Source organism: Methylococcus capsulatus str. Texas = ATCC 19069 (assembly GCF_000424685.1).
GTDB classification, from domain to species: domain Bacteria; phylum Pseudomonadota; class Gammaproteobacteria; order Methylococcales; family Methylococcaceae; genus Methylococcus; species Methylococcus capsulatus.
Genome location: NZ_AUKJ01000021.1, coordinates 72,269 through 98,758, shown reverse-complemented (window position 1 = coordinate 98,758; position 26,490 = coordinate 72,269). Strand labels below are relative to the sequence as shown.

22 protein-coding genes are annotated in these 26,490 nt (G+C 64.7%); 11 read left to right on the top strand and 11 right to left on the bottom strand.

Translation table 11 applies throughout. The features are described from left to right. Positions 1–98 precede the first annotated feature (98 nt). The 3 genes from sucC to H156_RS0109960 are packed head-to-tail and all read left to right on the top strand — an operon-like array spanning position 99 to position 3,785. Complete coding sequence (sucC, locus tag H156_RS0109970; protein WP_017364744.1) at positions 99–1,259, top strand: ADP-forming succinate--CoA ligase subunit beta; 1,161 nt, start codon at positions 99–101, stop codon at positions 1,257–1,259. Beyond that, positions 1,256–2,128 (top strand): succinate--CoA ligase subunit alpha, encoded by an 873-nt coding sequence (sucD, locus tag H156_RS0109965; protein WP_010960273.1) that lies wholly within the window; start codon positions 1,256–1,258, stop codon positions 2,126–2,128. Before sucC ends, sucD begins: the two co-directional genes overlap by 4 nt. 37 nt (positions 2,129–2,165) lie before the next feature. Continuing rightward, positions 2,166–3,785: an NAD+ synthase gene (locus H156_RS0109960; protein ID WP_017364743.1), complete on the top strand. Its 1,620-nt coding sequence runs from the start codon at positions 2,166–2,168 to the stop codon at positions 3,783–3,785. Here H156_RS0109960 and H156_RS0109955 read toward each other — a convergent pair. Next, a complete protein-coding gene (locus H156_RS0109955; RefSeq protein ID WP_017364742.1) occupies positions 3,755–4,699 on the bottom strand; it encodes a carbohydrate kinase family protein in 945 nt (314 codons plus the stop codon). The genes H156_RS0109960 and H156_RS0109955 overlap by 31 nt on opposite strands. Next, positions 4,672–5,532: an outer membrane protein assembly factor BamD gene (locus H156_RS0109950; protein WP_010960276.1), complete on the bottom strand. Its 861-nt coding sequence runs from the start codon at positions 5,530–5,532 to the stop codon at positions 4,672–4,674. The genes H156_RS0109955 and H156_RS0109950 overlap by 28 nt, the downstream gene beginning before the upstream one ends. Positions 5,533–5,576: 44 nt before the next feature. Between H156_RS0109950 and rluD the strand changes: the two genes are divergently transcribed. Genes rluD through H156_RS0109935 form a run of 3 tightly spaced genes read left to right on the top strand, consistent with a single transcriptional unit; the run spans position 5,577 to position 8,145 of the window. Then, a complete protein-coding gene (gene rluD, locus H156_RS0109945; RefSeq protein WP_017364741.1) occupies positions 5,577–6,581 on the top strand; it encodes a 23S rRNA pseudouridine(1911/1915/1917) synthase RluD in 1,005 nt (334 codons plus the stop codon). After that, a complete protein-coding gene (pgeF, locus tag H156_RS0109940; RefSeq protein ID WP_010960278.1) occupies positions 6,581–7,303 on the top strand; it encodes a peptidoglycan editing factor PgeF in 723 nt (240 codons plus the stop codon). Before rluD ends, pgeF begins: the two co-directional genes overlap by 1 nt. A 23-nt stretch (positions 7,304–7,326) precedes the next feature. Further along, on the top strand, positions 7,327–8,145 hold the full coding sequence (locus H156_RS0109935; protein WP_017364740.1) for a ZIP family metal transporter: 819 nt from the start codon (positions 7,327–7,329) through the stop codon (positions 8,143–8,145). Here H156_RS0109935 and H156_RS0109930 read toward each other — a convergent pair. The 4 genes from H156_RS0109930 to H156_RS0109915 form a co-directional block, all read right to left on the bottom strand. Beyond that, positions 8,132–10,012, bottom strand: a complete 1,881-nt coding sequence (locus tag H156_RS0109930) for a potassium transporter Kup (RefSeq protein ID WP_017364739.1) — start codon at positions 10,010–10,012, stop codon at positions 8,132–8,134. The two genes, H156_RS0109935 and H156_RS0109930, sit on opposite strands and share 14 nt — an antisense overlap. A gap of 75 nt (positions 10,013–10,087) precedes the next feature. Beyond that, positions 10,088–10,405 carry a P-II family nitrogen regulator gene (locus tag H156_RS0109925; RefSeq protein ID WP_010960282.1) on the bottom strand — a complete coding sequence of 106 codons (318 nt, stop codon included), beginning with the start codon at positions 10,403–10,405 and terminating at the stop codon, positions 10,088–10,090. After that, positions 10,402–13,467 carry an efflux RND transporter permease subunit gene (locus tag H156_RS0109920; RefSeq protein WP_017364738.1) on the bottom strand — a complete coding sequence of 1,022 codons (3,066 nt, stop codon included), beginning with the start codon at positions 13,465–13,467 and terminating at the stop codon, positions 10,402–10,404. The genes H156_RS0109925 and H156_RS0109920 overlap by 4 nt, the downstream gene beginning before the upstream one ends. Further along, complete coding sequence (locus H156_RS0109915; protein WP_017364737.1) at positions 13,464–14,618, bottom strand: efflux RND transporter periplasmic adaptor subunit; 1,155 nt, start codon at positions 14,616–14,618, stop codon at positions 13,464–13,466. The genes H156_RS0109920 and H156_RS0109915 overlap by 4 nt, the downstream gene beginning before the upstream one ends. Positions 14,619–14,954: 336 nt before the next feature. Here H156_RS0109915 and H156_RS0109910 point away from each other — a divergent pair, with 336 nt between their 5' ends. The 5 genes from H156_RS0109910 (at position 14,955) to H156_RS0109890 (ending at position 22,350) form a co-directional block, all read left to right on the top strand. Further along, on the top strand, positions 14,955–15,485 hold the full coding sequence (locus tag H156_RS0109910; protein ID WP_010960286.1) for an Hsp20/alpha crystallin family protein: 531 nt from the start codon (positions 14,955–14,957) through the stop codon (positions 15,483–15,485). A 112-nt stretch (positions 15,486–15,597) separates the two neighbouring features. Beyond that, a complete protein-coding gene (locus H156_RS0109905) occupies positions 15,598–16,263 on the top strand; it encodes a DUF1614 domain-containing protein (protein ID WP_010960287.1) in 666 nt (221 codons plus the stop codon). Between the two features lie 17 nt (positions 16,264–16,280). Next, positions 16,281–18,713: a sensor domain-containing protein gene (locus H156_RS0109900; RefSeq protein WP_017364736.1), complete on the top strand. Its 2,433-nt coding sequence runs from the start codon at positions 16,281–16,283 to the stop codon at positions 18,711–18,713. A 52-nt stretch (positions 18,714–18,765) separates the two neighbouring features. After that, on the top strand, positions 18,766–21,732 hold the full coding sequence (locus tag H156_RS0109895; protein WP_017364735.1) for a sensor domain-containing protein: 2,967 nt from the start codon (positions 18,766–18,768) through the stop codon (positions 21,730–21,732). 102 nt (positions 21,733–21,834) lie between these two features. Next, positions 21,835–22,350 carry a CDP-alcohol phosphatidyltransferase family protein gene (locus H156_RS0109890; RefSeq protein ID WP_017364734.1) on the top strand — a complete coding sequence of 172 codons (516 nt, stop codon included), beginning with the start codon at positions 21,835–21,837 and terminating at the stop codon, positions 22,348–22,350. Here the strand turns inward: H156_RS0109890 and H156_RS0109885 are convergent. The 5 genes from H156_RS0109885 to sufC are packed head-to-tail and all read right to left on the bottom strand — an operon-like array spanning position 22,347 to position 26,455. After that, positions 22,347–22,667, bottom strand: coding sequence for a non-heme iron oxygenase ferredoxin subunit (locus H156_RS0109885; RefSeq protein ID WP_017364733.1), 321 nt, complete (start codon positions 22,665–22,667; stop codon positions 22,347–22,349). The two genes, H156_RS0109890 and H156_RS0109885, sit on opposite strands and share 4 nt — an antisense overlap. A gap of 13 nt (positions 22,668–22,680) precedes the next feature. Next, entirely contained in the window at positions 22,681–23,136 is a 456-nt protein-coding gene (sufU, locus tag H156_RS0109880) for a Fe-S cluster assembly sulfur transfer protein SufU (protein WP_017364732.1), read from the bottom strand. After that, on the bottom strand, positions 23,136–24,380 hold the full coding sequence (locus tag H156_RS0109875; protein WP_017364731.1) for a cysteine desulfurase: 1,245 nt from the start codon (positions 24,378–24,380) through the stop codon (positions 23,136–23,138). The genes sufU and H156_RS0109875 overlap by 1 nt, the downstream gene beginning before the upstream one ends. Positions 24,381–24,393: 13 nt before the next feature. Beyond that, complete coding sequence (sufD, locus tag H156_RS0109870) at positions 24,394–25,698, bottom strand: Fe-S cluster assembly protein SufD (protein ID WP_017364730.1); 1,305 nt, start codon at positions 25,696–25,698, stop codon at positions 24,394–24,396. A gap of 1 nt (position 25,699) precedes the next feature. Continuing rightward, the gene (sufC, locus tag H156_RS0109865; protein WP_026045864.1) at positions 25,700–26,455 is read right to left on the bottom strand and encodes a Fe-S cluster assembly ATPase SufC; all 756 of its coding nucleotides are present in this window, start codon (positions 26,453–26,455) and stop codon (positions 25,700–25,702) included. Positions 26,456–26,490 lie beyond the last annotated feature (35 nt).

The following is a 26,490-nucleotide window of genomic DNA, read 5'->3' as shown; positions in this document are numbered from 1 at the left end:
TTCCATTTTTCGCAGCCGGTGGTGCAGGTACACCACCGCGCCCACGGCGGGGGCGTTCACGTCGTCAGCCCGCATCTTCAGTTTATTCAGGTCGATCCATGAATCTCCACGAATACCAATCCAAGCGGCTGCTCGCCGACTACGGCGTGCCCGTGCCGCGCGGCGGTGTCGCTTTTTCCCCGGACGAGGCCCGCTCCTGCGCGCTGCAAATCGGTGGCGAGCGCTGGGCCGTGAAGGCCCAGGTGCATTCAGGCGGACGCGGCAAGGCCGGCGGCGTGAAGCTGTGCAGCAGTGAAGACGAGGTGGCCGCGGCGGCGCACGCATTGCTGGGTTCCGAACTCGTGACCAGTCAGAGCGGTGGCAAAGGGCTGCCCGTCCATGCCGTCCTGGTCGAAGAGGTGCGCGGCATCGCGCGTGAGATCTACCTGAGTGTCCTGGTCGACCGCTCCAGCGCGACGATCATGTTCTTGGCCTCCGGCGAAGGCGGCATGGACATCGAAGCCGTGGCGGCCGGATCGCCGGAGAAGATACTTTCCAGCCGTATCCATCCGGCCGCCGGGTTCCAGCCGTACCAGGGACGGGACATCGGTTATGCCCTGGGGTTGGATGCGGCCCAGATCGGCACATTGGTCCGGCTGATGGCGGGCATGTACCGCCTGTTCGTGGAGAAGGATCTGAGCCAGATCGAGATCAATCCCCTGATCGTCACGGCGGAAGGCGAATTGCTGGCGCTGGACGCCAAGATCGGCATCGATGACAACGCGCTGTTCGCCCACCCCGAGCTGGCCGGGCTTCGCGATGCAAGCCAGGAGGACGCGCGCGAGAATGCCGCGCGCGAGCACGGGCTGAGCTATGTCACCCTGGGAGGCAACATCGGCTGCATGGTCAACGGCGCCGGTCTGGCGATGGCCACCATGGACATGGTCAAGCTGCACGGCGGGGAGCCCGCCAATTTTCTCGACGTCGGCGGCGGCGCAACCGCGGAAAAAGTGGCCGAGGCCTTCAAGCTGATCCTGTCCGATTCGGGGGTGCGGGCCGTGCTGGTCAACATCTTCGGCGGTATCGTCCGCTGCGATCTGATCGCGGAAGGGCTGATCGCCGCGGTGCGCGAAGTGCGGGTCGCTGTGCCGGTGGTGGTCCGGCTGGAAGGCACCAACGCCGGCGAGGGCCGGGCTCTGCTGGAGCGTTCGGGTCTTGCCATCATCGCCGCCGATGAACTGGACGAGGCGGCGCGCAAGGCGGTGGAGGCGGCGGCATGAGCATCCTGATCGGCAAGGACACCCGCGTCATCTGCCAGGGTTTCACCGGCAAGCAGGCGACTTTCCATTCCCGCCAGTGCCTGGACTACGGCACGCAACTGGTGGGCGGCGTCACTCCCGGCAAGGGCGGCAGCCGCCATTTGGACCTGCCGGTGTTCAACACCGTCCGCGAAGCGGTCGCCGCCACCGGCGCGAACGCCAGCATGATCTACGTGCCCCCGCCGTTCGCGGCGGATGCCATCCTCGAAGCCGCCGATGCCGGGATTTCGGTGATCGTCTGCATCACCGAAGGCATCCCTGTCCTGCACATGCTCAAGGTCAAGGCGGCGCTGGCCTCCTATGATGCGGTGCTGATCGGACCGAACTGTCCGGGCATCATCACGCCCGACGAGTGCAAGATCGGCATCATGCCCGGATTTATCCATCGCAAGGGCAGCATCGGCATCGTCTCGCGTTCCGGGACCCTGACCTACGAGGCCGTCTACCAGACCACCCGGGTCGGCCTGGGCCAGAGCACCTGCGTCGGCATCGGCGGTGATCCGATCAAGGGGCTGGATTTCATCGATGTGCTCGGTATGTTCGAGGAGGACCCGGACACCGCCGGCATCATCATGGTAGGCGAAATCGGCGGCAGCGCCGAGGAAGATGCCGCTGAGTTCATCCAAGCCCACGTCAGCAAGCCGGTGGTCGGCTACATCGCGGGTCTGACCGCGCCGCCCGGCAAACGCATGGGCCATGCCGGCGCCATCATCACCGGCGGCAAGGGAACCGGCGCCGGTAAGGTGGAGGCGATGCGCCGGGCCGGGGTCGAAATGGTCGATTCGCTGTCCGACATGGGGCGGCGGATGCTGGAATTGCTGAAGAACTAAGGCCGACCGCCGATCGTAAGCCCGGCGCGCAACCGTCTTGAATCTCCGTATCGCCATCGCCCAACTCGATTTCCTCGTCGGTGACGTCGGGGGGAATGCCGACCGGGTGCTTGCCGCCGCGGTCCGTGCACGTGACGAGCTGGGAGCCCACGCCGTGGTGTTCCCGGAGCTCGCCCTGGCCGGTTATCCGCCCGATGACCTCATCTTGCGTCCCGATTTCCTGACCGCCGTGGAGACGGCGCTGAAGGCCCTGGCCGAACGGGTGCGCGGGATCGATGTGATCGTCGGTTTTCCGGAGCGGCACGACGGTCTGCCCTTCAACAGTGCGGCGGTGCTGCGCGACGGCGGCATCCACAAGGTTTACCGCAAACAGATCCTGCCCAACTACGGCGTATTCGACGAGAAACGGCATTTTCTGCCGGGCAGCGCGCCTTGTGTGTTCGACCTCCGGGGCGTGCCGGTGGGGCTGACCATCTGCGAGGACGTCTGGTTTCCCGGACCGGTCGAACAGGCCGCGGCGGCGGGTGCCAGGCTGGTGCTGAACCTGAACGCTTCGCCCTTCCATGTCGGCAAATCGGTGGAGCGCGAGCACGTGGTACGCGAACGCATCGCCGCGGCGAGGGTGCCGCTGGTGTACACCAATCTGGTGGGTGGACAGGACGAACTGGTGTTCGATGGCGGCTCGTTCGTGATGGATGCCGCAGGCGGGCTGGTCTATCGGGCACCGCAGTTCGGCGAAACGCTGGACGCGGTCGGATTTACCGTCGATGAAGACGGGGTGAATCCCCTGCCAGCTAGGCTGGTCGAGCCCATGGGGGAGGTTGAGAGCGTTTACGCCGCGTTGGTGACGGGGATCCGCGATTACGTCGGGAAGAACGGATTCCGCGGCGCAGTGCTGGGGCTCTCCGGCGGCATTGATTCGGCGCTGACCCTGGCGTTGGCGGTCGATGCGCTTGGGGCGGATCGGGTCGAAGCGGTGCTGATGCCCTCACGTTACACGGCGGACATCAGCATCGAGGACGCGCGTCAGGAGGCCGAGACCCTGGCCGTGGCCTGGCATCTGATTCCGATCGAGCCTGTGTTCAGGAGCTTTCTGGAACTCTTGGCGGGACCGTTCGCCGGAGCGCCGGCGGACGTCACGGAAGAAAACATCCAGGCGCGCTGCCGCGGCGTCATCCTGATGGCCCTGTCCAACAAGCAGGGCCGGATTCTGCTGACCACCGGCAATAAAAGCGAGATGAGCGTCGGCTACGCCACCCTCTACGGCGACATGGCAGGTGGATTTGCGCCGCTCAAGGACGTGTCCAAGTTGCTGGTCTACCGGCTGGCCGAGTACCGCAATGCGATTTCAGCGGTCATTCCGCCACGGGTGATCGAGCGCCCGCCCTCGGCTGAACTGCGGCCGGATCAGAAAGATGAGGATTCGCTGCCGCCTTATGCCGTGCTCGATCCGATCCTGGCCCTGTATGTCGAGCAGGACCGTTCGATCGCCGAGATAGTGGCCGCAGGTTACCCGGAAGACGTGGTGCGGCGGGTGGTCCGGCTGGTGGATCGCAACGAGTACAAGCGCCGCCAGGCGCCGCCGGGCATCAAGATCACCCGCCGCGCCTTCGGCCGCGAACGGCGTTATCCCATCACCTGCGGTTTCGAGCCATAGCCGGCGAGTAGCCGCTCCACCTCGGCACCGGACGGTATGCCCGGCCGTGCGCCCAGCCTCGTGCAGCAAAGCGCTCCGGCGGCGCTGGCGTAGCGCAGCATCTCCGGCCAGTCCATGCCGGCGGCGAGACCCGCGGCGTAGGCGCCATGGAAGACATCGCCGGCGCCGGTGGTGTCCACCGCCTCGACCGGAAAGGCCGGCAGCCTTCCGGATTCCGCGCCGCGGCGCCAGATCAGGCCGTGCTCACCCAGCGTGATGACCACACAGGGCGAGTGTTCCGCCAGAGCGGCCAGAGCCCGTTCCGGATCGTTTCTACCCAGCCATTGTGCGGCAAATTTTTCCGAGGCGACGAGATGGCCGACCCGGAACATGAGCCATTCGCTGCCGCCATGCAGAGAGCCCGCATCCAGGACGGTGGCGGCATCGTGGGTCCGCGCCCAGGCCAGGGCCGGTTCCGAAAGATCGGGTTCATGACCGTCGAAGAGGATGCAGCGCGCAGGCGTCGCAGGAGGAACAAAAGCTTGCGGAGGGAGAGGCCGGGTGTCGCCCTTGTGGTTGACCAGGGCACGCCTGCCGTCCGGTTTGACCAGCACGACCGACAGCGGCGTCGGGGAAGAGCCGCGGACCACCGCCCGCGTATCGATACCCGCCGCGCGCAGTTCCTCCAGATGGCGTTCGCCGTAGAGATCCATGCCGAGGTATCCGGCGAAGCCGGCTTTCCGTCCCAACCGGGCCACGGTCACGGCGGCGTTGGCGGCGGGGCCGCCGCCGCAGGCCAGCAGCGCGTCGGCGACGATCTTCTCGTCCGCGGCCGGATGGTGCGGGACGGAGAAGACCAGATCGAACGAGGCATGGCCGATGCAGAGGACGTCAAGGGGCCTCGTTGTCATTTGTCGAAGCCGATGAAGTCCCATACTTCCTCCATGACCGTGCGTTCGTAATCCTCGTCCTTGCTCAGGCGGCCTTCGGCATAATTCAGGGCATAGACGCGGGCGATGTCATCGGCCATCTGCGGCATGTCGAGCTGGCGGTAGGCGTCTTCCATGATCCTGAGCGCGTGGGGGATGGCCTGGGTCCGTTGGTACTTCTGGACCACTTCCGCCGACCGCCGGATCGCCGCCACGTAGGCCCGGCGCCGCATGTAGTAGTCGGCCACATGGATGTCGTACATCGCCAGGTTGTTGCGCAGGGCGATCGCGCGCTGTCTGGCGTCTTCGCGGTAGACGCTGTTCGGGAACTTGTTGAGCAGGGTCTCGAAATCATTGTAGGCGTCGCGCGCGGAGCCCGGGTCGCGCTGAGAGGAATCGGTGGGCAGCCAGCGGTCGATGAAGCCGATGCCGCGGTTGTAGTTGATGAGGCCCCGTAGGTAATAGGCGTAATCGACATGGGGTTCGGTCGGGTTGAGCTTGATGAAGCGGTCGACCGCAGCGATGGCCGATTCGGGCTCGTTGTTCTTGTAATAGCAGAAGGCCACGTCGATCTGGGCCTGGGTGGCATAGTCGCCGAACGGATAACGGGCCTCCAGTTTCTCGTATAATTTGATGGCTTTGTCGTAGGAGCCGTCCATCATCGCGTGTTTGGCTTCGGCGTAGAACTGGGCCGGGCCCCAGTCGGCATGCTCATCCTTGATGTCCGTGTCTTCTTCCTTGCCCGCCGACCAGAACGGGAAGCTGGAGCAGGCGGTGAGTCCGGATACCGCGCCTCCCAGCAGGGCGGCGATCAGTACGATGCTGCGGGGGAAGCCCATGGGGGGGAACTACCTCGTGTGAGCGATTGACGGGCGCGTCAGCCATGCGAAAGGCCACGCAGTATAACCTATTCACAGACCTTTTCCTCCTCACCTTTACCGTGACCCGAAGCCGAATCCTGACGACCGAAATTCCACATCATCTGGCCGGTTTGCGGCTGGACCAGGCGCTGGCAGTACTGTTTCCGGACTTTTCCCGCGCCCGCCTGCAGACCTGGATCAAGGACGGCCATGCACTGCTGGACGGCATTCAAGTGGCGCCCCGCCAGAAACTGCTCGGCGGCGAGCGCGTCGAACTGCGGGCGGAGGCCGATGCGGCCGTGGAGTGCGAGGCCGAAGCGATCCCTCTCACTGTCGTGCATGCCGACGAGTCTATCTTCGTCATCGACAAGCCCGCCGGCCTGGTGGTGCATCCCGCGGCGGGGCACCCGGCCGGCACGCTGCAGAATGCCCTGCTGCACCTCGATCCGGCGCTCGCGGCGATCCCCCGCTGCGGCATCGTGCACCGGCTGGACAAGGACACCAGCGGCCTGCTGGTGGTCGCCCGTACGCTGGAGGCGCACAAATCCCTGGTGGATCAGCTCAAGGACCGGAGCGTGAACCGTGAATACCTGGCCCTGGTCCAGGGGATGGTCACAGCCGGGGCGACGGTGGACGAGCCGATCGGGCGGCACCCCGCGGACCGCAAACGCTTCGCCGTGCGTCCGGACGGCAGGGAATCGGTGACCCATTACCGGGTGGAGGAGCGTTTCTTGCACCATACTTTGCTGCGGGTGCGGCTGGAAACCGGGCGGACCCATCAGATCCGGGTCCACATGGCGCATCTGCATCATCCCCTGGTCGGAGATCCGGTTTATGGCGGCCGTGCACGCATCCCGGCCGCCGCCGATCCAGTGCTGATCGATGCCTTGCGCGGGTTTCGCCGGCAGGCCCTGCATGCGGCGCGGCTGGGGCTGATTCATCCGGAGAAGGGCGGGGAGATGGCTTGGGAATCGCCGTTGCCACCGGATTTCGACGCCTTGCTTCGTCTCCTGCGGAGCCTGGGGTGATGCTCTGGCTCGAGCCCGACTGGCCGGCGCCGCCGGGCGTGCGGGCGGCATCGACCCTGCGCCCGGCGGGGGTGAGCGCGGGCGTCTATGCCGGCCTGAATCTCGGGTCCCATGTCGGCGACGATCCGGCCGCGGTTGCCGCGAACCGCGCGTTGTTACGCCGCGATTTGGGGCTGCCGGCGGAACCCGCCTGGCTGCGTCAGGTACATGGGAACGAAGCGGTGGAAGCCGGCCGGGAGGCCGAACCCGAGGCGGATGCCAGCTATACCTGGAACGCCGGGGTGGTGTGCGCGGTGATGACCGCCGACTGCCTGCCGGTCTTGCTGTGCACCCGCGACGGGGCGGGCCTGGCCGCGGTGCATGCCGGCTGGCGGGGGCTGGCGGACGGTGTGATCGAGCGGGCGGTCGCGGCCTTGGGTACGTCCGATCTGCTGGCCTGGCTCGGTCCGGCGATCGGGCCGGAAGCCTTCGAAGTCGGCGACGAAGTGCGTGCCGTGTTCCTGTCGCGGGATGCCGAAAGTGACGCGGCCTTCCGGCCCGGCGATAATGGCCGCTGGCTGGCCGATATTTATCTGCTCGCCCGGCTGCGCCTTCGGCGCCTCGGTATCAGCGACGTCTACGGCGGTCACTGGTGCACCTATAGCGACGAAAGCCGCTTTTTCTCCTACCGGCGCGATGGAGTGACGGGCCGGATGGCCACGCTCGTCTGGCGCGACCGCTAAACACCTTCGAACGTTTTTCGCCGATGAGCGTATTACTCTGGATTCTGCTGTTTTCTCTGCTGGGCGGTGTGCTCAGCGTCATTGCCGCTTCGCTGTTCCTGCTCATTCCGGAAGACCATCACCCGCACCTTCTGCCGCATGGCGTCAGTTTCGCCCTGGGGTCCCTGCTCAGCGTGGCGTTCCTGCATCTCATTCCGGAGGCAGCCCAAGGCGTCGGCGTCGGCAACGTCGAGATGCTGTTCGCCACGGTACTGGCGGGTATCCTCGGCTTCTTCATCCTGGAAAAGCTGCTGCTGTGGCGCCATTGTCATGCCGGCGACTGCGAGACACACGGCGAGGGCCATTTCCACCAGCCTGCCGGTACGCTCATCGTCATCGGTGATGCGATCCACAATCTGGTCGATGGCGTGCTGATTGCGGCGGCTTTCCTGACCGACATCCGGCTCGGCATCGTCACCGCCCTGGCTGTCGCCGCCCACGAGATTCCGCAGGAGGTGGGGGATTTCGCCATTCTGTTGCAAAGCGGCTACGGCCGGGGCCGTGCGCTGTGGTACAACCTGATGGCCAGCCTGGGGACGGTGGTGGGCGGGGTGGCAGCCTATTTCGCGCTGGAGCGGATGAACGGCGTACTGCCTTACGTGCTGGCGCTGGCCGCCTCCAGCTTCATCTATGTCGCCGTCGCCGACCTGATCCCCTCTCTGCACCGCCGGACGCACCTCTCCGCCGCTCTTCAGCAGCTCGCGATGATCGCGGCGGGCATTGCTCTGATCGTGATGGTCAACCATTGGGCCGAAGGCATGCATCCGGACACGCCGGAGACGGCTTCCGTCATATCGCGATGACGGTGCCGAGTTCCACCACCCGGTCCACCGGCAGCTTGAAGTAGCCGGTCGGATTGTAGGCGTTGCGGAACATGGAGATGAACAGCACTTCTTCCCAGCGGTTCAGACCCCGCTCGGCGGAGCGGATCAGCGTTTCCCGGCCCAGGAAGAACGTGGTCTGTTCCAGATCGATGTGCAGCCCGGCATGGCGGCAAAGGTTCAGCATGCGCAGCACGTTGGGGCGCTCCATGAAGCCGAAGCGGGTCGTGATGCGGAAAAAATTGTGCTCCAGTGCCTCGATGGTGATCTTTTCCTTTTCCGCCGCGTAGGGCTTGTCGAGCGTGGTCATGGTGAGCAGGATCACCCGCTGGTGGATCACCTGGTTGTGCTCGTAGTTGCGTAGCAGGGCGAAGGGCAGGCTGAGGTTGCGGGCGGTCAGGAAGATCGCGGTGCCGACCGGCCGGAACGGCGGCGGCTCGTCGGTCAGCCGCTGCAGGAACCGGCTCAGGGATTCGGACTCCTGTTGCAGGCGGGCGAACAGGACGTCGCGGCCTTTTTTCCAGGTCGACATGACAGTGGCCAGAATCAGCCCCAGGCTCAGAGGAATCCAGCCGCCGTCGCCGAGCTTGGCCAGATTGGCCGTCAGGAACGACAGGTCGACGGACAGCAGGACCGCGCCGGTGACGAGCAGCGCCAGGCCCGGCCAGCGCCAGGTGTCGTGGGCCACGACCAGGGCCAGCAGGGTGGTCACCACCATGGTGCCGACCACGGCCAGACCGTAGGCCGAGGCGAGGCGGGAGGAGGAGCCGAACGCCAGCACCAGGGCCAGCACTGAGACCAGGAGCAGGCGGTTCACCGCCGGGGCATAGATCTGGCCCCGTTCGGATTCCGAAGTGTGGACCATGCGTTGACGTGGCAGGTAATCGAGCTGGATGGCCTGATGGGTGAGTGAGAATGCGCCAGAAATGACCGCCTGCGAGGCGATCACGGTGGCGGCCGTGGCCAGTCCGATCATCGGATAGAGTGCCCATTCCGGCACCAGCAGATAGAACGGATTCTGCACCGCTTCGGGGTTGCGGATCAGCAGGGCACCCTGGCCGAGGTAGTTCAGGATGAGGCTCGGAAATACCACGGCGAACCAGGTGACGCGGATCGGGGCTTTGCCGAAATGGCCCATGTCGGCGTACAGCGCTTCGGCCCCTGTGACCGCCAGCACCACCGCGCCCAGCGCCGCGAAGCCCAGACCCTGGTGGGCGGTGAGAAACCGGAATCCATGGAGCGGATTGAGGGCGGCGAGCACCTCCGGCGTCTGCCGCAGACTGACGAAACCCAACGTGCCGATGGAGAGGAACCACAGCAGCATGATGGGGCCGAACAATCGACCGACGCGTTCGGTTCCCCGTCGCTGGATCAGGAACAGCGCCAGCAGGATCAGGATCGAAGCCGGAACCACGTAGTGCGACAGCGCCGCAGTGGCTATCCCCAAGCCCTCCATCGCGCCGAGCACCGAAATGGCGGGCGTGATCATCCCGTCGCCATAGAAAAGCGCCGTGCCGAAGAGACCCAGGGAGATGATCCAGGCCCGGTGCTTGCGCCGGTGCCGCTGCCGCAGCGCGAGGGCGGTCAGGGCCATGATGCCGCCTTCGCCGTGATTGTCCGCATGCATGACGAACACCACGTATTTCACGGCCACGATGATGAACAGAGCCCAGAAGATCAGGGAGAGCGCGCCCAGGATGTTCTCCTGTGTCAGCTGGATCGCGTAAGCGCCGCCGAAGATTTCCCGCACGGTGTACAGCGGGCTGGTGCCGATGTCGCCGTAGACCACCCCCAGGGCGCCGGCGGACAGGGTCAGGAATCCGGAAGATTTCGATTTGGTTCGGTCCATGGACGTATCACGAGCTCCGGGTCGGAAGGAAGCGGCGTCGGTGGGAGCCTCGGCGCGAAGATTACCCAGAAGGAATCAGCTTTCCCACTGGCCTTGACTGATGCGGGCGCCCTTTCCGACCTCCAGTACGTAAACCGTCCCGGCGCCGGGTTGATGGGTATTGGCGGTTTCCAGGATGACGGCAGCGATGTGCTCGGCGAGGTCGTCGGGGGCGAAGATCTCGATCCGTTTCTTCGCCATGAAGGGGCTGAAATCCTGGGAGGCGCTGGCCTTGCCGCGGCCGAAGCCTTCGCAGTCCGACACGCTCATCCCGGGGAATCCGGGGATGTCGAGCAGCGCCATGGTCAGTTTGGACAGCATGAACGGCTGGATGTAGGCGCGTATTTCTTTCACGAGGCGGCTCCTCCGAAACGCCGGTAGAGGACAGGGAGCAGAGTCAGGGTCAGCCCGGTGGCGCTGATCAGCCCGCCGATGATGACCACGGCGAACGGCCGCGCCGTTTCCGAGCCGACCGAGTGCGACAGGGCCGCCGGAAACAGGCCCAGCATCGCCATCGATGCGGTCATGACCACCGGTCGCAACCGGCTCACCGAGCCGTCGATGATCGCATCCGTCATGCCGCGTCCTTCCCGTCGTAGCTGATTGATCTGGGACAGCAGGATGACCCCGTTCTGCACCGCGATGCCGAACAGGGCGATGAAGCCCACGGCGGCCGAGACGCTCAGGTGGATGCCGGTTGCCAGCAGGGCGCCGACTCCACCGATGAGCGAGAACGGCACGTTCATCACGATCAGTCCCGCGTGGCGCATCGACTTGAATGTCCAGAATAGCAGAAGAAAGATCAAAACCAGGCTGATGGGCACGATGATGGAGAGACGCTTCATGGCCCGCTGCTGGTTTTCGAACTGGCCACTCCATAACAGCCGGTAGCCTGGGGGCAGCCGGACCTCCCGGGCGACGCGCGCCTGGGCTTCGGCCACGAAGCCACCCTGATCGCGGTCGATCAGGTTGCATTTTACGGCGATGCGCCGCCGGTTGTCCTCACGGCTGATGCGGGAGGCGCCCTGGTCGACCTTGATATCGGCCAATTCGGCCAGCGGCACGCGGCTGCCCTGTGGCGTCGCGACCGTGAGATCGGCGATGGCGCCGACCGAGTCGCGCGCCTCTTCCTTCATTCGGACCACGACGTCGAAACGCCTCTCGCCTTCGAGAAAGCGGGTGGCGCTTCGGCCGCCGACGGCGATACCGAGGGTGTCCTCCACGTCGTCGACGCTGACGCCGTAACGGGCGATGGCGGCGCGGTCGATCTCGATCACGGCCTGGGCCAGACCGGACTGCTGTTCGGCGGCGACGTCGGTGGCGCCACGGATGGAGCGCAGGATACGGGTGACCTGATCGGCTTTTTCCTGCAGGACTTTCAGGTCGTCGCCGAAAATCTTCACCGCGATTTCGCCCTTGACGCCGGAAATCGCTTCTTCCACGTTGTCTTGGATCACTTGCGAGAAGTTGAACTGCAGTCCGGGGAAGACGTCGAGGTTACGCTGCATGGCCTCGACCAGCCGGTCCTTGTCCGCAAAGCGCCAGGTGTCCTTGTCATGCAGATCGACCAGAATCTCGAGATTGTTGAAACCCTTCGGATCGGTGCCGTCTTCCGGCCGGCCGAGCTGGGTCGTGATCGAGCGGACTTCGGGAAATTCCAGCAGGCGTGCGCGGATGTCGCGCTCCAGCTCTTTGCCCTTGGTCAGCGAAATCGGCGTCGGCAGGGTGATGGTGAGCCAGACGTTGCCCTCGTCGAGTTTGGGCATGAACTCGGTGCCGATGAAATGGGTCGAGCCGCCGGCCAGCGCCAGCAGGAGGCCACTGGCGACGTACAATCGGACCGGCCGCCGCAGAATGCCGGCTAGCAGCCGGCGGTAGCGGTGTTCCATGAAAGTCACCAGAGGGTTGTGTGCCTCCGACAGACGCGGTCCCAGCAGATAGGTCAGCAAGACCGGGACAAGGGTCAGGCTGACGACCAGGGAGCCGAGGAGGGCCAGGCTCAGCGTGTAGGCCATCGGCGAGAAGATCCTGGCCTCCACCCGCTGGAAGGTGAAGATCGGCAGGAAGGCGGTAATGATGATGGCTTTCGAAAACAGCACCGGCCGTCCCATCTCGACACTGGTGTCGAGCAGGGTCCGCCGCATTTGCGGGAGCCCCGCCTTGCGGTCCAAATCGAGCGAGATGCGCACGATGACCGCCTCCACCAGCACGACCGCCGTGTCGACGATGATGCCGAAATCGATCGCACCCAGTGAAATCAGGTTGGCGGAGATGTGCAGGGCATCCATGAGGATGAACGCGAACAGCAGGGAGAGCGGGATGACCACGATGACCACCAGGGCGGTCGCCAGTCGGCGCAGGAACACCAGCAGGACGGCGAGGATCAACAAGGCTCCTTCCAGCATGTTGTGCTCGACCGTGTGGATGGTGTGGTGTATCAGCTCCGTACGGTCGTAGAACGGGACGATTTTCACGCCGGGCGGCAGGCCGTGCCGGTTCAATCCATCGATTTCGGCCTTCACCCCGGTCAGGACCTCGATGGCATCACGGCCCTTGATCAGCAGCACCACGCCCTCGACCACTTCATCGGTCTGGTTGAAGCCGACGATACCGGTGCGCGGCTGGGGACCGATGCTGACGGTGGCGACGTTCTGGACATGGACCGGCACGCCGTCGCGGGTAGCCACGACGATGGACTTGATTTCGTCCATCGATTTGAGCAGCCCGACGCCCCTTACCACCAGCGCTTCGTAGCCGTGCTCGATGTAGCCGCCGCCGGTGTTGCCGTTGTTGTTCGCCACCGCCTGGTAGACGTCCTGCACGGTCAGGCGATAGTCCTTCAGGCGGTTGGGATCGATCTGTACCTGGTACTGCTTGACCCCGCCGCCGAACGACACCACGTCCGCCACACCCTGCACGGTGCGCAGGCGCCGCTCGATGACCCAGTCCTGCAGCGCGCGCTGTTCGATCAGGGACAGTCCCGGGGCTTCGATCCGGTAGCGGTAGATTTCGCCGATTCCCGTACTGAGCGGCCCCAGGCTGGTGCTGGCCGAGGCAGGGAGACTCACCGCGCGCAGCCGCTCCAGCACCTGCTGGCGGGAGAAGTAGTCTTCGGCGTCGTCATCGAAGGTCAGTGTGACGACGGACAGTCCGAAGATCGACACCGAGCGCAGATTGATGAGATGGGGCAGACCGTTCATTTCGCGCTCGATCGGCAGGGTGACCAGTTTCTCCACTTCCTCCGGCGCCTGACCGGGAAATTGGGTGACGACCTGCACGAAGACGTTCTGCACGTCGGGAAAAGCCTGCACCGGCAGCTTTTCGAACGACAGGATGCCGCCCGCCGTCAGCAGCACGGCGAGACCGAGGACCAGCAGGCGCTGTTGCAGACAGAATGCAATGACCGGGCGAATCATGGTTTTTTCCCGCCGTCGCCCGCTGCCGTATCCAGTTCGGAGCGCAGCAGGAGGGCGCCGTCGGTCACGATCCGTTCGCCTGGCTGGACGCCCTCCAGCAGCACGGCTTCCTTCTTCAGCCGCAGTCCGACCCGTACCTCGCGTTTCTGGTAGCGGCCTTCACCGAGGGAGACGAACAGCCAGTCCGATTCCCCTTCCGTGAACAGGGCCGTGAGCGGGACGACGATCGCCTTGTCGTCGGGCGGGCTTTCTACTTCCACCGAGGCATACATCGACGGCAACAGTTGGCCTTCCGGATTGGGCAGCAGGCAGCGCACCTTCACCGTCCGGGTCGTTTCGTCCACCACCTTGCCGATGTAGTCGATCCTGGCCGGGAACCATCGGTCCGGGTAGGCCGGCACCGTGAGTTTGACGTCCTGTCCCGGATGGATCACGGCCAGGTCCTTTTCGAAAACATCGAGGAGAACCCAGAGCCGGTCCAGATCCGATATCACGAAGAGCGGCGTCGGAAGGTCCGGGCGGACCTCCATGCCGGGATTGACGTTGCGTTCGGTGACGACGCCGGCGATCGGCGCCTTGAGCGTGAAGTGGTTATCGGGGCGTTTTTCATGTACGCCGAGATTGGCCAGTCGTAGGCGGCTGCGTTCGGCCTCGCTGCGGGCACGTTCCAGCGCATCCTCGGCCTGATGGAATTCCTTGTGGGGCGCGATGCCATTGTCGTACAGACTTTTCAGACGCTCGAAATCGCGTTCCGCCAACTTTAGATCGGCGGTGGCCTTCGCGTACTCCGCCTGGGCTTGGCCGAGTTCGGGACTGTCCAGCTCGAGCAAAGGCGTACCGACCCGGACGACGGCGCCGGGCTGTGCCGGTATCGCGGTGACGCGGCCGGCGATGGGGGAGGATACGCGTACCGTACGGGTTTCATCGTAAGTGATCTTGCCGGTGAGCGGCTCCAGCAGCGGCCGCTGCTCCGGAATGGCTTCTGCTTCCCTGATGCGACGGACCTTGGGGGAGTCTGCCGGAAGCTGGAGGATGTCCTGCGGATTGGTGGACAGTTCGGCCCGGTCCTCGTCATCGGCACCGTGGCAGGCGGCGAGCGCGAGCGCGAGCGCACAGGGAAGGAGCCATTGCCAGGGGCGATGGAGTTTCATGTCGTCGGACTCCTGGAGATTTGACCGGGGGGCGGTGGGAATGTCGAGGGTAAGCCGGACTTCCGTCCGCTGTTCCGGTCGGAGGCCAAAGCAACATTCACGCCCAATGATACGATATGTCCGAACTGGAGACTGTTACCGATTTTAGCGCAGGCCGTGGGAGGATCATGCGGACGGGATCTCCTGCCACGGTGGTAAAGCCCCGTCTGTCAGGGTACTTTTAGACCGATACCGCTATACTTAGGCGAGCGTCGCCGCGGTCGGCGACAGCGTCCGCTGTCCGGGCAACGGGCCCGGCTTTTCGGTGTGTTCTCGAACGTTTTGGAGGTGCATGTGATGGCCAAGAAAGAAGCGCATGAGAAGGAATCCACGGGGAAGGAAGTGAAGGCCGCCGAGCCCGTGGCGACGAGAGCCTACCCGAGTCCCTGGGAGGAAATGGAGCGGTGGATGGAGCAGGTGTTCCCGGCGGGATGGCTGGAACACGAGCCCTGGGCGCTGATGCGCAGGCCCTGGCCTTCCTTGTTCCGAACCGGTCTGTCCGGCGTCCGGGTGCCGAAGGTCGATGTGATCGACCGTGCGGACGAAGTGGTGGTCAGGGCGGAACTGCCGGGCATCACCAAGGATGACCTGGAGGTCACCCTGAGTGAGGACATGTTCACGTTGCAGGCATCCTCGCAGTCCGAAAGCAAAGAGGAGAAAGGCCAGTACTTTTACCGTGAAATGAGCCGCGGCGAATTCAGCCGGAGTCTGCGGCTGCCGTGCGCCGTGGATGCGGACAAGGCCAAGGCCTCCTTCAAGGACGGGATACTGGAAGTGGTGATTCCCAAGGCGGCGGGCAGCAAACGCCAGAGTATCAAGATAGACTGAGGGGAGCATGGCCGGACCGGAGTACCATGCGTCCGGCCCCCGCTCATTCAGACGGGTCAAGCAAGAGAATGGTGTTCGCCATGCGATATCCACGATAAGGCCGGGGCATTCCATGCGCGGACCTTTTTCCCCCCTGTATTTCCTGTTTTTTGCCGGCTTGTTGCTGTGGCTCGTCTTCAGCATCAATTTCCAGATCATTGCGCTGACTTTCGAGAAGCTCGGTCTCGACCCGTCTTCCGCTCTCAGCCTGGTCCTGACTTCTTTGCTGGGCAGCGCCATCAACCTGCCGGTGGCCACCATCGAGGCGGACCGCCCCCCTGTCGTTCCGCCACCGCCGTTCCGCGGCTTGCTGCGCCTGCCGGAAATTCCGTTCACCGGCCGGACGAAGATCATGGTCAACGTGGGGGGCGGACTGGTTCCGGTGGCCTTTTCGTTTTACCTGCTCGCCAATGATGGCATCCCGCTGCCGCAGTTGGCGCTGGCGACAGCGATCGTCGCGGCGGTGGCGTATGGCTTCAGCCGGCCCATTCCCGGCTTTGGCATCGGCATGCCGATCCTGATCGCCCCCCTGGCGGCGGCGCTGGTTGCCCTGGTGCTGGGCGGCGAACACCGGGCGCCGGTCGCCTACATCGCCGGAACCATGGGCGTGCTGATCGGGGCTGATCTGCTACGCATCCCCGACATTCGCCACCTCGGCGCGCCGGTGGCCTCCATCGGCGGCGCGGGAACTTTCGATGGCATCTTCATGACCGGTCTGGTTGCCGTCCTTCTGACCTGATGGGCGGGGCAAGGGAGATGGCGGTGATCGACGGACCGGGGGAATTGGTGGGGCCATCCGGCCTTCTTCCGGCGGCTGCCACCTGTATTCTGGAGCAGCACCCGGATGGCCATGTCACGGTCGTCCATGCCGACCCCGCGATGGAGGACATGTTCGGGGCGGAGCCCGGCCGCCTCCTGCACGCCGCCGGCATCGAAGCATCGATGTGGCCGGAGGATCGGCGGCGGGCGGAGCCGCGGCAGGAAACGGCCCAGCGCGGTCCGATGCCGCTCAGGACGGAGTTCCCGGTCGAACATCCCGTCCGGGGGCCACGCTGGCTCGAGCTTTCCGCAGTGCCAGAGCCTCTGTCGGACGGCGCGATCCGCTGGCACGGGTTTCTCACGGATGTCACCGAACGCAGGCAGGCCGAGGTGCAAGCCGGGCTGGTCGGCAAGGCGCTGGATCACCTCGCGGAAATGGTGTCGATCTGCAATGCCGAGGGTCGGTTCGTCTATGTCAACGAAGCGTGGCGAAAGGCCCTGGGTTACCGCGGCGAGGAGTTTCTGAACCTGTCCGTCGCCGAGGTCGTGCCCGATCTGGGGTCACGGTCCTGGGCCGGTCATTTCCGCGAAATCCGGGAGAAGACTTCCGCCCAGTGGGAAACCATCCACCGTACCCGAGACGGACATCGGGTGCCGGTCGTCGTCGACGCCCGCTATCTGGAGCACGAAGGCTGCGGTTACGTGCTGGCATTGGTGCGCGACACCCGCCTCCTCAAGCGGACGGATACGGCATTGCTCCGGCGTGAACGCGAGTTCCGCTCGCTCGCCGAGAATTCACCCGATAGCATCATGCGATACGACCGGGATTGCCGCATCGTCTACCTCAATCCCAGTCTGGAGAACACGCTGCTGTTTTCCGCCAGTGACATGATCGGCCGGACACCGACCGAGCTCCATCCCGGTGACGAGCGGTTCGAAACTTACGAGAGCAAGCTCAGGGCGGTCGTCGCCACCGGCAAGGCCGACGAAATAGAACTCCTGCTGCAGGGTACGCACAAAGGTCCCCGCCTGCTTCACATCCGTCTGGTGGCGGAACACGATCCGGATGGCGAATGCACCGGTGTGCTGGCGGTCGGTCGGGACATCACCGAGGTGGACGAATACCGGCGGCGCATTCAACGCCTGGCGTTCTTCGATCCGCTCACCGACCTGCCCAACCGGGCATTGCTCAACGACCGGATCCGCCAGTGTCTGACCGATGCCGCTGCCCGAGGCAGTCAGTTCGGTCTGATGCTGCTCGACCTGGACCGCTTCAAGGAGGTGAACGACACGCTGGGGCACAGCGCCGGCGACCGGCTGCTGTGCGAGGCTGCCCGGCGCCTGAACGCATGCGTCCGTGGCTACGATACCGTGGCGCGGCTGGGTGGAGACGAGTTCTCGATCCTGTTGCCAGTGGTGCGCGATCGGGGCGATCTCCGCGCCATCGCCGGCAGGATACTCGAGGCCTTCGGCGAGGCCTTCATCATCGAAGGCAAGGAGCTGTTCGTTTCGGTCAGCATCGGGATCGTCCTGCATATGGAAGGCCAGTGTGACGCGGACCGGCTGTTCAAGCAGGCGGATCTGGCCATGTACCATGCCAAGCGACAAGGCCGGAACAATTTCCAGTTCTACGCGGAGGAGCTCGCCGTCCAGGTATCGGACCGTACGGCGATGGAAGGAGCGCTGCGCAAAGCGCTCGGGAATGGCGAACTGGAGCTGTACTATCAGCCGCAGGTGGCCTTGCCGGCCGGACGCATCGTCGGCGCAGAGGCCTTGCTGCGGTGGCGGCATCCGCAGGAAGGTATCATGACGCCCGACCGTTTCATTCCCATAGCCGAGGAAACGGGGCTTATCCGCGACCTGGGGCACTGGGTCCTGGCGACCGCCTGCCGCCGGGCGGTCTACTGGCACCGGACCGTCGATTCGCCCTTCAAAGTCGCGGTGAACCTTTCCACCCGGCAGTTCGTCCGCAACGATCTGCCCGGCGAATTGCAGCGCATCGTCCAGGATACCGGCTGCCGTCCGGAGTGGCTGGAACTCGAGATCACCGAGAGCCTGTTGCTCGGGAACGATGCCGAGGTCGGCGCAGCCTTGGAGGAGCTGCACGACATGGGCTTCGCCATTTCCATCGACGACTTCGGCACCGGCTATTCGGCGTTGAGTTATCTCAACCGTTTTCCGCTGGACCAGATCAAGATCGACCGCTCCTTCATCCAGGGTTTTCCCGCGGACAGGGAAAAGGTGGAACTGGTCAAAGCCATCATCTCGATTGCCGGCGCTTTGCAACTCGAAGTGATCGCAGAAGGGGTGGAAACGTCTCATCAGGCGGAATATCTCCATGCCCAAGGCTGTCGGCTGGCGCAGGGGCATTTGTTCGGCAGGCCGCTGCCGCAGGACCGGTTCGAGCGGCTTCTGGCGGGCAACGCCTGATCCCGCCCGTTTTTGGGGGCATTCACGCCGTAAGTTCGTGACGGAGGCTGGGTTGGAACGCAAGGAAACCTTGGCATGGGACAACGTCATGTTCCGGGCGATGATCGAATGCCTCCAGGATGAGGTGGTGACGGTCCACGACATCGAAGACTGCGCCCGCATCATCTACGCGAACGAAGCGGCCTGTCGCCATTTCGGCGTGGGTCTCGAAACCCTGTTGACCTGGTGCCCGCTGGATTTCGATCCCACATACGACGAAGAATCCCTGCGCCTAGCCCTCGAACGGCACCGTCAGACCGGGGGCACGAAGTTCGAGACGCTGCACCGAGTTGCGGAGGGGATGGAGATTCCTGTCGAGGTGACGGCGAACCTGTTCGAGCAGGACGGCAGGTTACTGGCGATGTGCATCAGCCGCGACATTCGCCCCCGCCGTGAGGCCGAGGCGCGCATGAAGGAGCTCGAGAGGCTGCAGGCCGAGCGGGAAGGGCTGGACCGTCTCGCCCGTTTCGCCCAGTGTGCGCCGGGATTCATGTATACCGTGGAGGCGCACGCCGACGGACGCCTCGTGATGACGTACGCCAGCTCCGGCGTGGAGGACATCCTGGGACTGAGCGTGGAAGCGGTCTTGGCAGACATCGGCCATGTTCATTCGCGCATCGTTCCCGAAGACCGTGACCGGGTCATGCGCTGCAAAGAGGCCTCGGCTCGTGAGCTGCAGCCGTTCACGGAGGAATACCGTATCCTTCACCCCGTCAAGGGAGAGCGGTGGCTGGAGGCCCGCTCCGTGCCGGAGCGGCAGAAAGACGGCATCACCCTGTGGCACGGTTTCCTGATCGACATCACCGAGCGGAAGCGGATGGAGGAAACCTTGCAGTTCATCGCACAGCGCAGCTGGGCCACGGAAGGCGAAGCATTCTTTTCCGCCATTGCGCATTACCTCGGCAGGATTCTCGGGGTCGATTACGTCGTCATCGACCGGCTGGCCAGGGACGCCGAACTCGCCGAGACCGTCGCGCTGTATGCCCGCGGCGAAGACTTGCCCAACATCTGCTACAGACTCGCCGGAACGCCCTGCGAAAACGTCATGGGCCGCAGCCTATGCTGTTTCCCCCGCCAAGTACGCAGGCTGTTTCCTGACGACCTCATGCTGCAGGACATGGGGGTGGAAAGCTACGTCGGCGTGCCGCTGTGGGATTCGGCCGGAACCGCGATCGGCCTGATCGCGGTGATGCACGGCGAGCCGATGGCGGAGCCGGAGTCCGTGACCGCCCTCCTGCAGCTCGTGGCGACCCGGGTCGCGGCGGCTCTGGAACGCGACCGCTCGGAGCGGCAGCTCAAGGCGCGTGAACAGGAGTTCCGTTCCCTGGTCGAGCACTCGCCCGACACCGTCGCCCGCTATGACCGGGACTGCCGCCGTATCTACGCCAATCCCCGGCTGGTGGAAGAAGCCGGCGTGCCTCTCTCGGAACTCTTGGGGAAAACGCCGGTCGAGTTTCCGGGCGGCGAAAGTTCCCGTGCCTACCAGGCGAAGATTCGGCAGGTTTTCGAAACGGGGGAGCCGGCGGAGTTCGAGCTGAGCTGGAAAACGGCGCAGGAACGGGAGCTGATCTCCCATATCCGGCTGACGCCGGAATTCGGTTTCGACGGCGAAGTCATGCATGCGCTGGCGATCGGGCGGGACATCACCGAAATCGACGCCTATCGGCGGCGTATCCATCACCTCGCATTTTTCGATTCCTTGACCGGACTGCCGAATCGGGAAATGCTCAACAAGCGTATCCGGGAGGTCATGGATGGCAATCCCCGTCCGGGCCGGCAGTTCGCCCTGATGATGCTGGACCTCGACCGCTTCAAGGAAATCAACGACACCCTGGGACACGGGATCGGCGATCTGCTGCTGGGAAGAGCCGCCCGCCGTTTGCTGGGGGCGGTCGGCAAGGACGATACGGTGGCGCGGCTGGGCGGCGATGAATTCGCCGTTCTGGTGCCGGCCCCGGCCGCTTCCCAAGAACTCACGGCGCTGGCTGGCCGGATACTCGACGCCTTTGCCCGGCCTTTCCTGATCGAGGGCCGCGAGCTGTTCGTTTCGGTCAGTCTCGGTATCGCGCTTTACCCCCGGGACTGCACCGGCATCGATACCTTGTTCCGTTATGCCGACACCGCCATGTATCACGCCAAGCGGCAGGGGAGGAACAACTTTCAGTTCTATTCGGCCGAGCTCACGGCTCGGGCGGCGGAGCGCATGCGGATCGAATCCGCCCTGCGCCGGGCGCTGGGGCGCAACGAACTGGAACTGCACTTCCAATCGCAGATCGACATGGTTTCCGGAACCATCGTCGGCGCCGAGGCCCTGCTGCGATGGAACAGGCCGGGACGCGGCATCATACTGCCGCGTAAATTCATCCCGATCGCGGAGGAAACCGGTCTGATCGTAGGCATCGGCGACTGGATCCTGGCCCAGGCCTGCCAGGCCGTCGTTGCCTGGAACCGCCACCGCGAGCAGCCGCTGCGCGTAGCCGTCAACCTTTCCACTCGCCAGTTCATCCTGAACGACTTGGCCGGTACGGTGCAGCGCATTCTGGACGAGACCGGCTGCCGGCCGGAGTGGCTGGAACTGGAAATCACCGAAAGCCTGCTGCTGGAAGACAGCAGGGGAGTCCGCGCGACCCTCGATGCCTTCGACCGCATGGGGCTGTCGATCGCCATCGATGACTTCGGTACCGGCTATTCCGCCTTGAGCTATCTGCATCGCTTTCCGGTGAAACGGATCAAGATCGATCGCTGTTTCGTCCACGGCATTCCGTCCGACCGCTGCAAATCGGAGCTGGTCAAAGCCATAATCTCGATTGCCCAGGCCCTGGGCCTGGAGGTGCTGGCGGAAGGCGTGGAAACCCCACGACAGGCCGTCTATCTCCAGGCGCATGGCTGCCGTCTGGGCCAGGGCTATCTGTTCGGTGAGCCGCAACCGCTTGTCGGTTTCGAGGCATCGATCGGGCAGGACCGGAGCGCCATTTCCTGAATCGCGGCCATCGCCGGCGGGCGAGACCGGCGGCGACACGGAGCCGTCATCTTTCCGTGTTGTTCAAGGGAGGATTTTTTGGGGAGATGAGGGAACGCCCGGATGAACATGCCGCGTCCGTCGTGCTGGGCCGATGCGCCGACCATCGTCAATCTGAGCTGCGGGGTGTCGGTGAAATTCGCGGCTATCCAGGGGCATCCGGAAATCGGCGCGGCGCTGATCGCGCTGGCGGTGGTGTGGGACTCGCTGGATGGCAAGGTGGCTGCCTGGACCCGCCACGGCGGACGCGAATTCGGCAAGCAGCTCGATTCCCTCGCAGACCTGGTTTCCTTCGGCCGGGTCCCGGCCTGCTCGTTTGTCGGGATGAACGAGCCGTCCTGGCCGGCCATTGCGCCGCTGCCGTGCTTCGTCGGCTGTGGCATGCCCAGGCTGGCGCGTTACAACATCTCCACGGGCAAGGGTTTCGAGGGAGTGCCGATCACGGTCAATGGCGTGCCGTTTCCGCTGCTGTATCTGCTTTCGGTGATTTTTCCTCCCGGTCTCAGCGTCTGGCCCGCGGCGTTCCCGGTGATGGGCCTGCTGATGGCCTCCAGCCTCAAAGTGCGCCGGCTGTTCTAGTCCCAGCGGGCGTCTCGGATCTGGACCATTCCGCCTGCGACGCGGACGGCGAAACAGGTGAGGTCTTCGTAGGCGGGAGGTGAAAGGACCTTGCCGGTCTTGAGGCAGAAGCGGGCGCCGTGGCGGGGGCAGACGATTTCGTCACCGTCCAGCCGGCCGCTGGCGATCTCTGCGCCATCGTGGGTGCAGGCGTCCTCGATGGCGTAGAACTCGCCGCCCAGCTTGAATATGGCAACGGGGATGCCATCGAGATTGGTCACGACGTGCCCCCCTTCGGGCAGGCAGTCCGCCGGAGCTACGTCGATCCAGTCGTTCATCGGCGGCGAATCCTCACTCTGTGGTGACGGTCGTTTCCTGGTTTTCCAGCGCGGCTTCCAGCGAGTGCCAGGCCAGGGTGGCGCATTTGACCCGCGCCGGATAGGCGCGCACGCCGGCCAGCACGGCCAGCTTGCCCAGTTCTTCCAGGTTGACGGCGTCGTCCTTGCCGGTGGCGATGCGGTGGAAGGTCTCGAACAATGCGTGGGCCTCGCTCTCGTGCATGTTCCGGACGATCTCGGTCATCAGCGAGGCCGAGGCGGTGGAGATGGCGCAGCCCGAGCCCTGGAAGCTGACGTCCCGGATGACGCCGGCGTCGTCGATCTTGACGTAGAGGGTGATCCGGTCGCCGCACAGCGGGTTGAAGCCCTCGACGGTGCGGTTGGCGTCTTCCATCACCCGGAAGTTGCGCGGATTGCGGTTGTGGTCGAAGACCACCTCCTGGTAGAGATCCCGAATCTGGTCCAGCATCAGCCGAATACCTCGATGACCTTGTGGATGCCTGCGATCAACGCGTCTACCTCTTCGAAAGTGTTGTAAAGCCCGAACGACGCCCGCGCCGTCGCGGGAATGCCGAAAAAGTCCATCACCGGCATGGCGCAATGATGCCCGGCGCGGATGGCGATGCCGAGGTGATCCAGGATCGTGCCGATGTCGTGGGGGTGGATGCGGTGCAGGGTGAACGACAGGATGGCACCCTTCTCGGCGGCCTGGCCGAACAGCTCTAAGCCCGGGATGCGTAGCGCCTGTTCGGTGGCGTAGGCCAGCAGCCGCTGTTCGTGTCCGGCTATGGTTTCCATGCCTATGCCGTTCACATAGTCGATGGCGGCACCCAGGGCGATGGCGTCGACGATGCTCGGCGTGCCGGCTTCGAACTTGTAGGGCAGGGTGTTGTATTCGGTCTTCTCGAAGGTCACCCGGCGGATCATGTCGCCGCCTCCCTGATAGGGCGGCATCTTGTTCAGCAACTCTTCCTTGCCGTACAGGATCCCGATGCCGGCGGGGCCATACAGCTTATGGCCGGAGAAGGCGTAGAAATCGCAGTCCAGCGCCTGCACGTCCACCGCCATGTGCGGTATCGCCTGGGCGCCGTCGACCAGCACCGGCACGCCGCGGCGATGGGCCTGTTCGATCAGCGTTTCCACCGGGTTGATCGTGCCCAGCGCGTTCGACATGTGCGCCACCGCCAGCAGCCGGGTACGGTTCGACAGCAGGGCTTCGAACCGGTCCAGTTCCAGGGTGCCGGTGCGGTCGATCGGGACGACCTTCAGGACCGCGCCGGTCTGCTCGCACAGCATCTGCCAGGGCACGATGTTGGAATGATGCTCCATGGCCGTGATGAGGATTTCGTCCCCCGCCTTGAAGCGTGGCCGTCCGTAGGACTGGGCGACCAGGTTGATCGCCTCGGTGGTGCCGCGGGTGAAGACGATCTCGTGCGAATGGCGGGCGTTGAGGTGGCGCTGCACCTTTTCCCGTGCCCCCTCGAACAACTCCGTGGCGCGCTGGCTCAGGGTGTGCACGCCGCGGTGGACGTTGGCGTAGTCCTCCGTGTACACCTTGGCGATGCAGTCCAGCACCGCCTTGGGTTTCTGGGCGGTGGCGGCGTTGTCCAGATAGACCAGCGGCTTGCCGTGAACCTGCTGTCCGAGGATCGGGAAGTCCTTCCTGATCCGGGCTACGTCGAAAGCCGGGACGGCGGCGGGGGCGGTGTTCATGACGACTCCTGGCTCATTGTGCGTTCGGGAAACGGGCCAGCAGCAGGCCGCGCAGCCGCTCGCGCAGCGGGCCGAACCGTTCGACGATTTCGGCCGCGAAAGCGAAGGTCAGCATCTCGCGCGCCGTGGCCGCGTCGATGCCGCGCGATTCCAGGTAGAACACCGAATCCGGATCGAGCTGGCCGATCGTGACGCCATGGGCGCACTTCACGTCGTCGGCATGGATCTCGAGCTGGGGCTTGGTGTCGATCTCGGCGTCATCGGACAGCAGCAGGTTGCGGTTGTTCATTTCCGCGTCGGTCTTCTGGGCATCCGCATGCACCACGATTCGCCCCTGGAACACGCCGCGCGAGCGGTCCTCGAGGATGCCGCGATAGCTCACGCGGCTGCTGCCATGCGGTTCGTCGTGGTCCACCCGGATGTGGTTGTCGACATGCTGCCGGTTTTCGCTCAGGAACACTCCGTTCATCTCGGTCTGGGCGGCGTGACCAAGACGGGCGTGCACCTCGTTGCGGACCAGCAGTCCGCCCAGCGACAACAGGTGATGGCCGAAGCGGCCGTCGCGGGCGACGCGGGCGTAGCTGCCGCCGAAGTGGTAGGCCCTGCCGCCGTCGAGCTGGAGCTTGTAATGGTTCAGCCCGCCGTTGTCCGCGACTTCGATCTGGTTGACCACGGTGCCCAGATAGCCGGTCTCCGGCGGGCCGACGTGGGTTTCGACGACGCGCGCCTCGGCGTTCCTGCCGATCCGGATCAGGTTGCGCAGCGTGGCGCGGCCGTCATTGCGGGTCGAGACGAAGAACAGCTGGACCGGTTTTTCCAGCGCGACGCCCTCTTCCAGGCGCAGTACGGCGCCGTCGGTGAAGAAGGCGGTGTTGAAGTCGAGGAAGCCGTGCCGATCGGATTCGGTTTCTCGTTCGAGTCCGGATTCCAGCCAGGCGGCATTCCCGTCGGCTTCGCTCAGGGCGAGCAGCGAGGCGAGGCTTTCCAGCGTGACGCCGGCAGGCAGGCCATGCCGCTCGGACAGCTCGGGCACGAACATGCCGTCGACGAACACCAGCGACCAGGCGTCTGCGATCCGGCAGCTTTCGATCAGCGCTTCGGCAGCGTCGGTGTCGGCGGAACCGGTCGCAGCGGTGAACAGCTTGCGCTCGATCGGCGCGACATGGGTGTAGCGCCATTCCTCGTCGCGCGGGGAGGGAAAGCCGGACGCCTCGAAACGCGCCAGCGCCTGCCGGCGGAGCCGGCTCAGCCAGGCAGGTTCATTGGTGGCCGGTTCGCGGTATGAATCAACGTAAAGGCTGTGAGATAGCGCACTCATCTCAGGCCCCCGCGGCGGCCGCTTCGATCCAGCCGTAGCCTTTCCGTTCGAGTTCGTGTGCAAGACTTGCGTCGCCGGACCTGACGATGCGGCCATGCGCCAGCACGTGGACGTGGTCGGGCTTGATGTAATCCAGCAGGCGCTGGTAATGGGTGACCAGGATGAAGGCCCGTTCCGGCGAGCGCAGCGCGTTGACGCCGTTCGCCACCACCTTGAGCGCGTCGATGTCCAGGCCGGAGTCGGTTTCGTCGAGGATGCACAGGGTGGGTTCGAGGATCGCCATCTGCAGGATCTCGTTGCGCTTCTTCTCGCCGCCCGAGAAGCCCTCGTTGACGCCGCGGTACAGGAACTGCTCGTCCAGGTCGACCATGCGGGTCTTTTCCTTGACCAGCTTCAGGAAGTCCAGCGCGTCGACTTCGTTGAGGCCGCGGTGGCGCCGTATGGCGTTGTAGGCCGCTTTCAGCAGATAGATGTTGCTGACCCCGGGAATCTCCACCGGGTACTGGAAGGCCAGGAACACGCCCTCGCGGGCGCGCTGTTCCGGCGGCTGGTCCAGCAGGTTCTGGCCGCGGTAGGTCACCGTGCCTTCGGTCACTTCGTAGCCGGAGCGCCCGGCCAGGACGTTGGACAAGGTGCTCTTGCCCGAGCCGTTCGGGCCCATGATGGCGTGGACCTCGCCGGGTTTGACCGTCAGGTCGATGCCCTTGAGGATGGCTTTGCCGTCGACGCGGGCGTGCAGGTTTTCGATGCGGAGCAGGGTGTTCATGTACGGGCTCATTGGGCTTTCAATCC

Bases quoted from the DNA above. Each gene is read 5' to 3' on its own strand.
- H156_RS0109950 (WP_010960276.1), bottom strand. From the start codon at position 5,532: ATGGGCTTCCCCCGCAGCATCGTACTGATCGCCGCCCTGCTGGGAGGC.
- H156_RS0109915 (WP_017364737.1), bottom strand. From the start codon at position 14,618: ATGAAACTCCATCGCCCCTGGCAATGGCTCCTTCCCTGTGCGCTCGCG.
- pgeF (WP_010960278.1), top strand. From the start codon at position 6,581: ATGCTCTGGCTCGAGCCCGACTGGCCGGCGCCGCCGGGCGTGCGGGCG.
- H156_RS0109890 (WP_017364734.1), top strand. From the start codon at position 21,835: ATGAACATGCCGCGTCCGTCGTGCTGGGCCGATGCGCCGACCATCGTC.
- rluD (WP_017364741.1), top strand. From the start codon at position 5,577: ATGCGAAAGGCCACGCAGTATAACCTATTCACAGACCTTTTCCTCCTC.
- H156_RS0109875 (WP_017364731.1), bottom strand. From the start codon at position 24,380: ATGAACACCGCCCCCGCCGCCGTCCCGGCTTTCGACGTAGCCCGGATC.
- H156_RS0109935 (WP_017364740.1), top strand. From the start codon at position 7,327: ATGAGCGTATTACTCTGGATTCTGCTGTTTTCTCTGCTGGGCGGTGTG.
- sufD (WP_017364730.1), bottom strand. From the start codon at position 25,698: ATGAGTGCGCTATCTCACAGCCTTTACGTTGATTCATACCGCGAACCG.
- H156_RS0109955 (WP_017364742.1), bottom strand. From the start codon at position 4,699: ATGGGACTTCATCGGCTTCGACAAATGACAACGAGGCCCCTTGACGTC.
- H156_RS0109900 (WP_017364736.1), top strand. From the start codon at position 16,281: ATGGCGGTGATCGACGGACCGGGGGAATTGGTGGGGCCATCCGGCCTT.
- sufU (WP_017364732.1), bottom strand. From the start codon at position 23,136: ATGCTGGACCAGATTCGGGATCTCTACCAGGAGGTGGTCTTCGACCAC.
- H156_RS0109920 (WP_017364738.1), bottom strand. From the start codon at position 13,467: ATGATTCGCCCGGTCATTGCATTCTGTCTGCAACAGCGCCTGCTGGTC.
- H156_RS0109885 (WP_017364733.1), bottom strand. From the start codon at position 22,667: ATGAACGACTGGATCGACGTAGCTCCGGCGGACTGCCTGCCCGAAGGG.
- sucD (WP_010960273.1), top strand. From the start codon at position 1,256: ATGAGCATCCTGATCGGCAAGGACACCCGCGTCATCTGCCAGGGTTTC.
- H156_RS0109905 (WP_010960287.1), top strand. From the start codon at position 15,598: ATGCGCGGACCTTTTTCCCCCCTGTATTTCCTGTTTTTTGCCGGCTTG.
- H156_RS0109930 (WP_017364739.1), bottom strand. From the start codon at position 10,012: ATGGACCGAACCAAATCGAAATCTTCCGGATTCCTGACCCTGTCCGCC.
- H156_RS0109910 (WP_010960286.1), top strand. From the start codon at position 14,955: ATGGCCAAGAAAGAAGCGCATGAGAAGGAATCCACGGGGAAGGAAGTG.
- sucC (WP_017364744.1), top strand. From the start codon at position 99: ATGAATCTCCACGAATACCAATCCAAGCGGCTGCTCGCCGACTACGGC.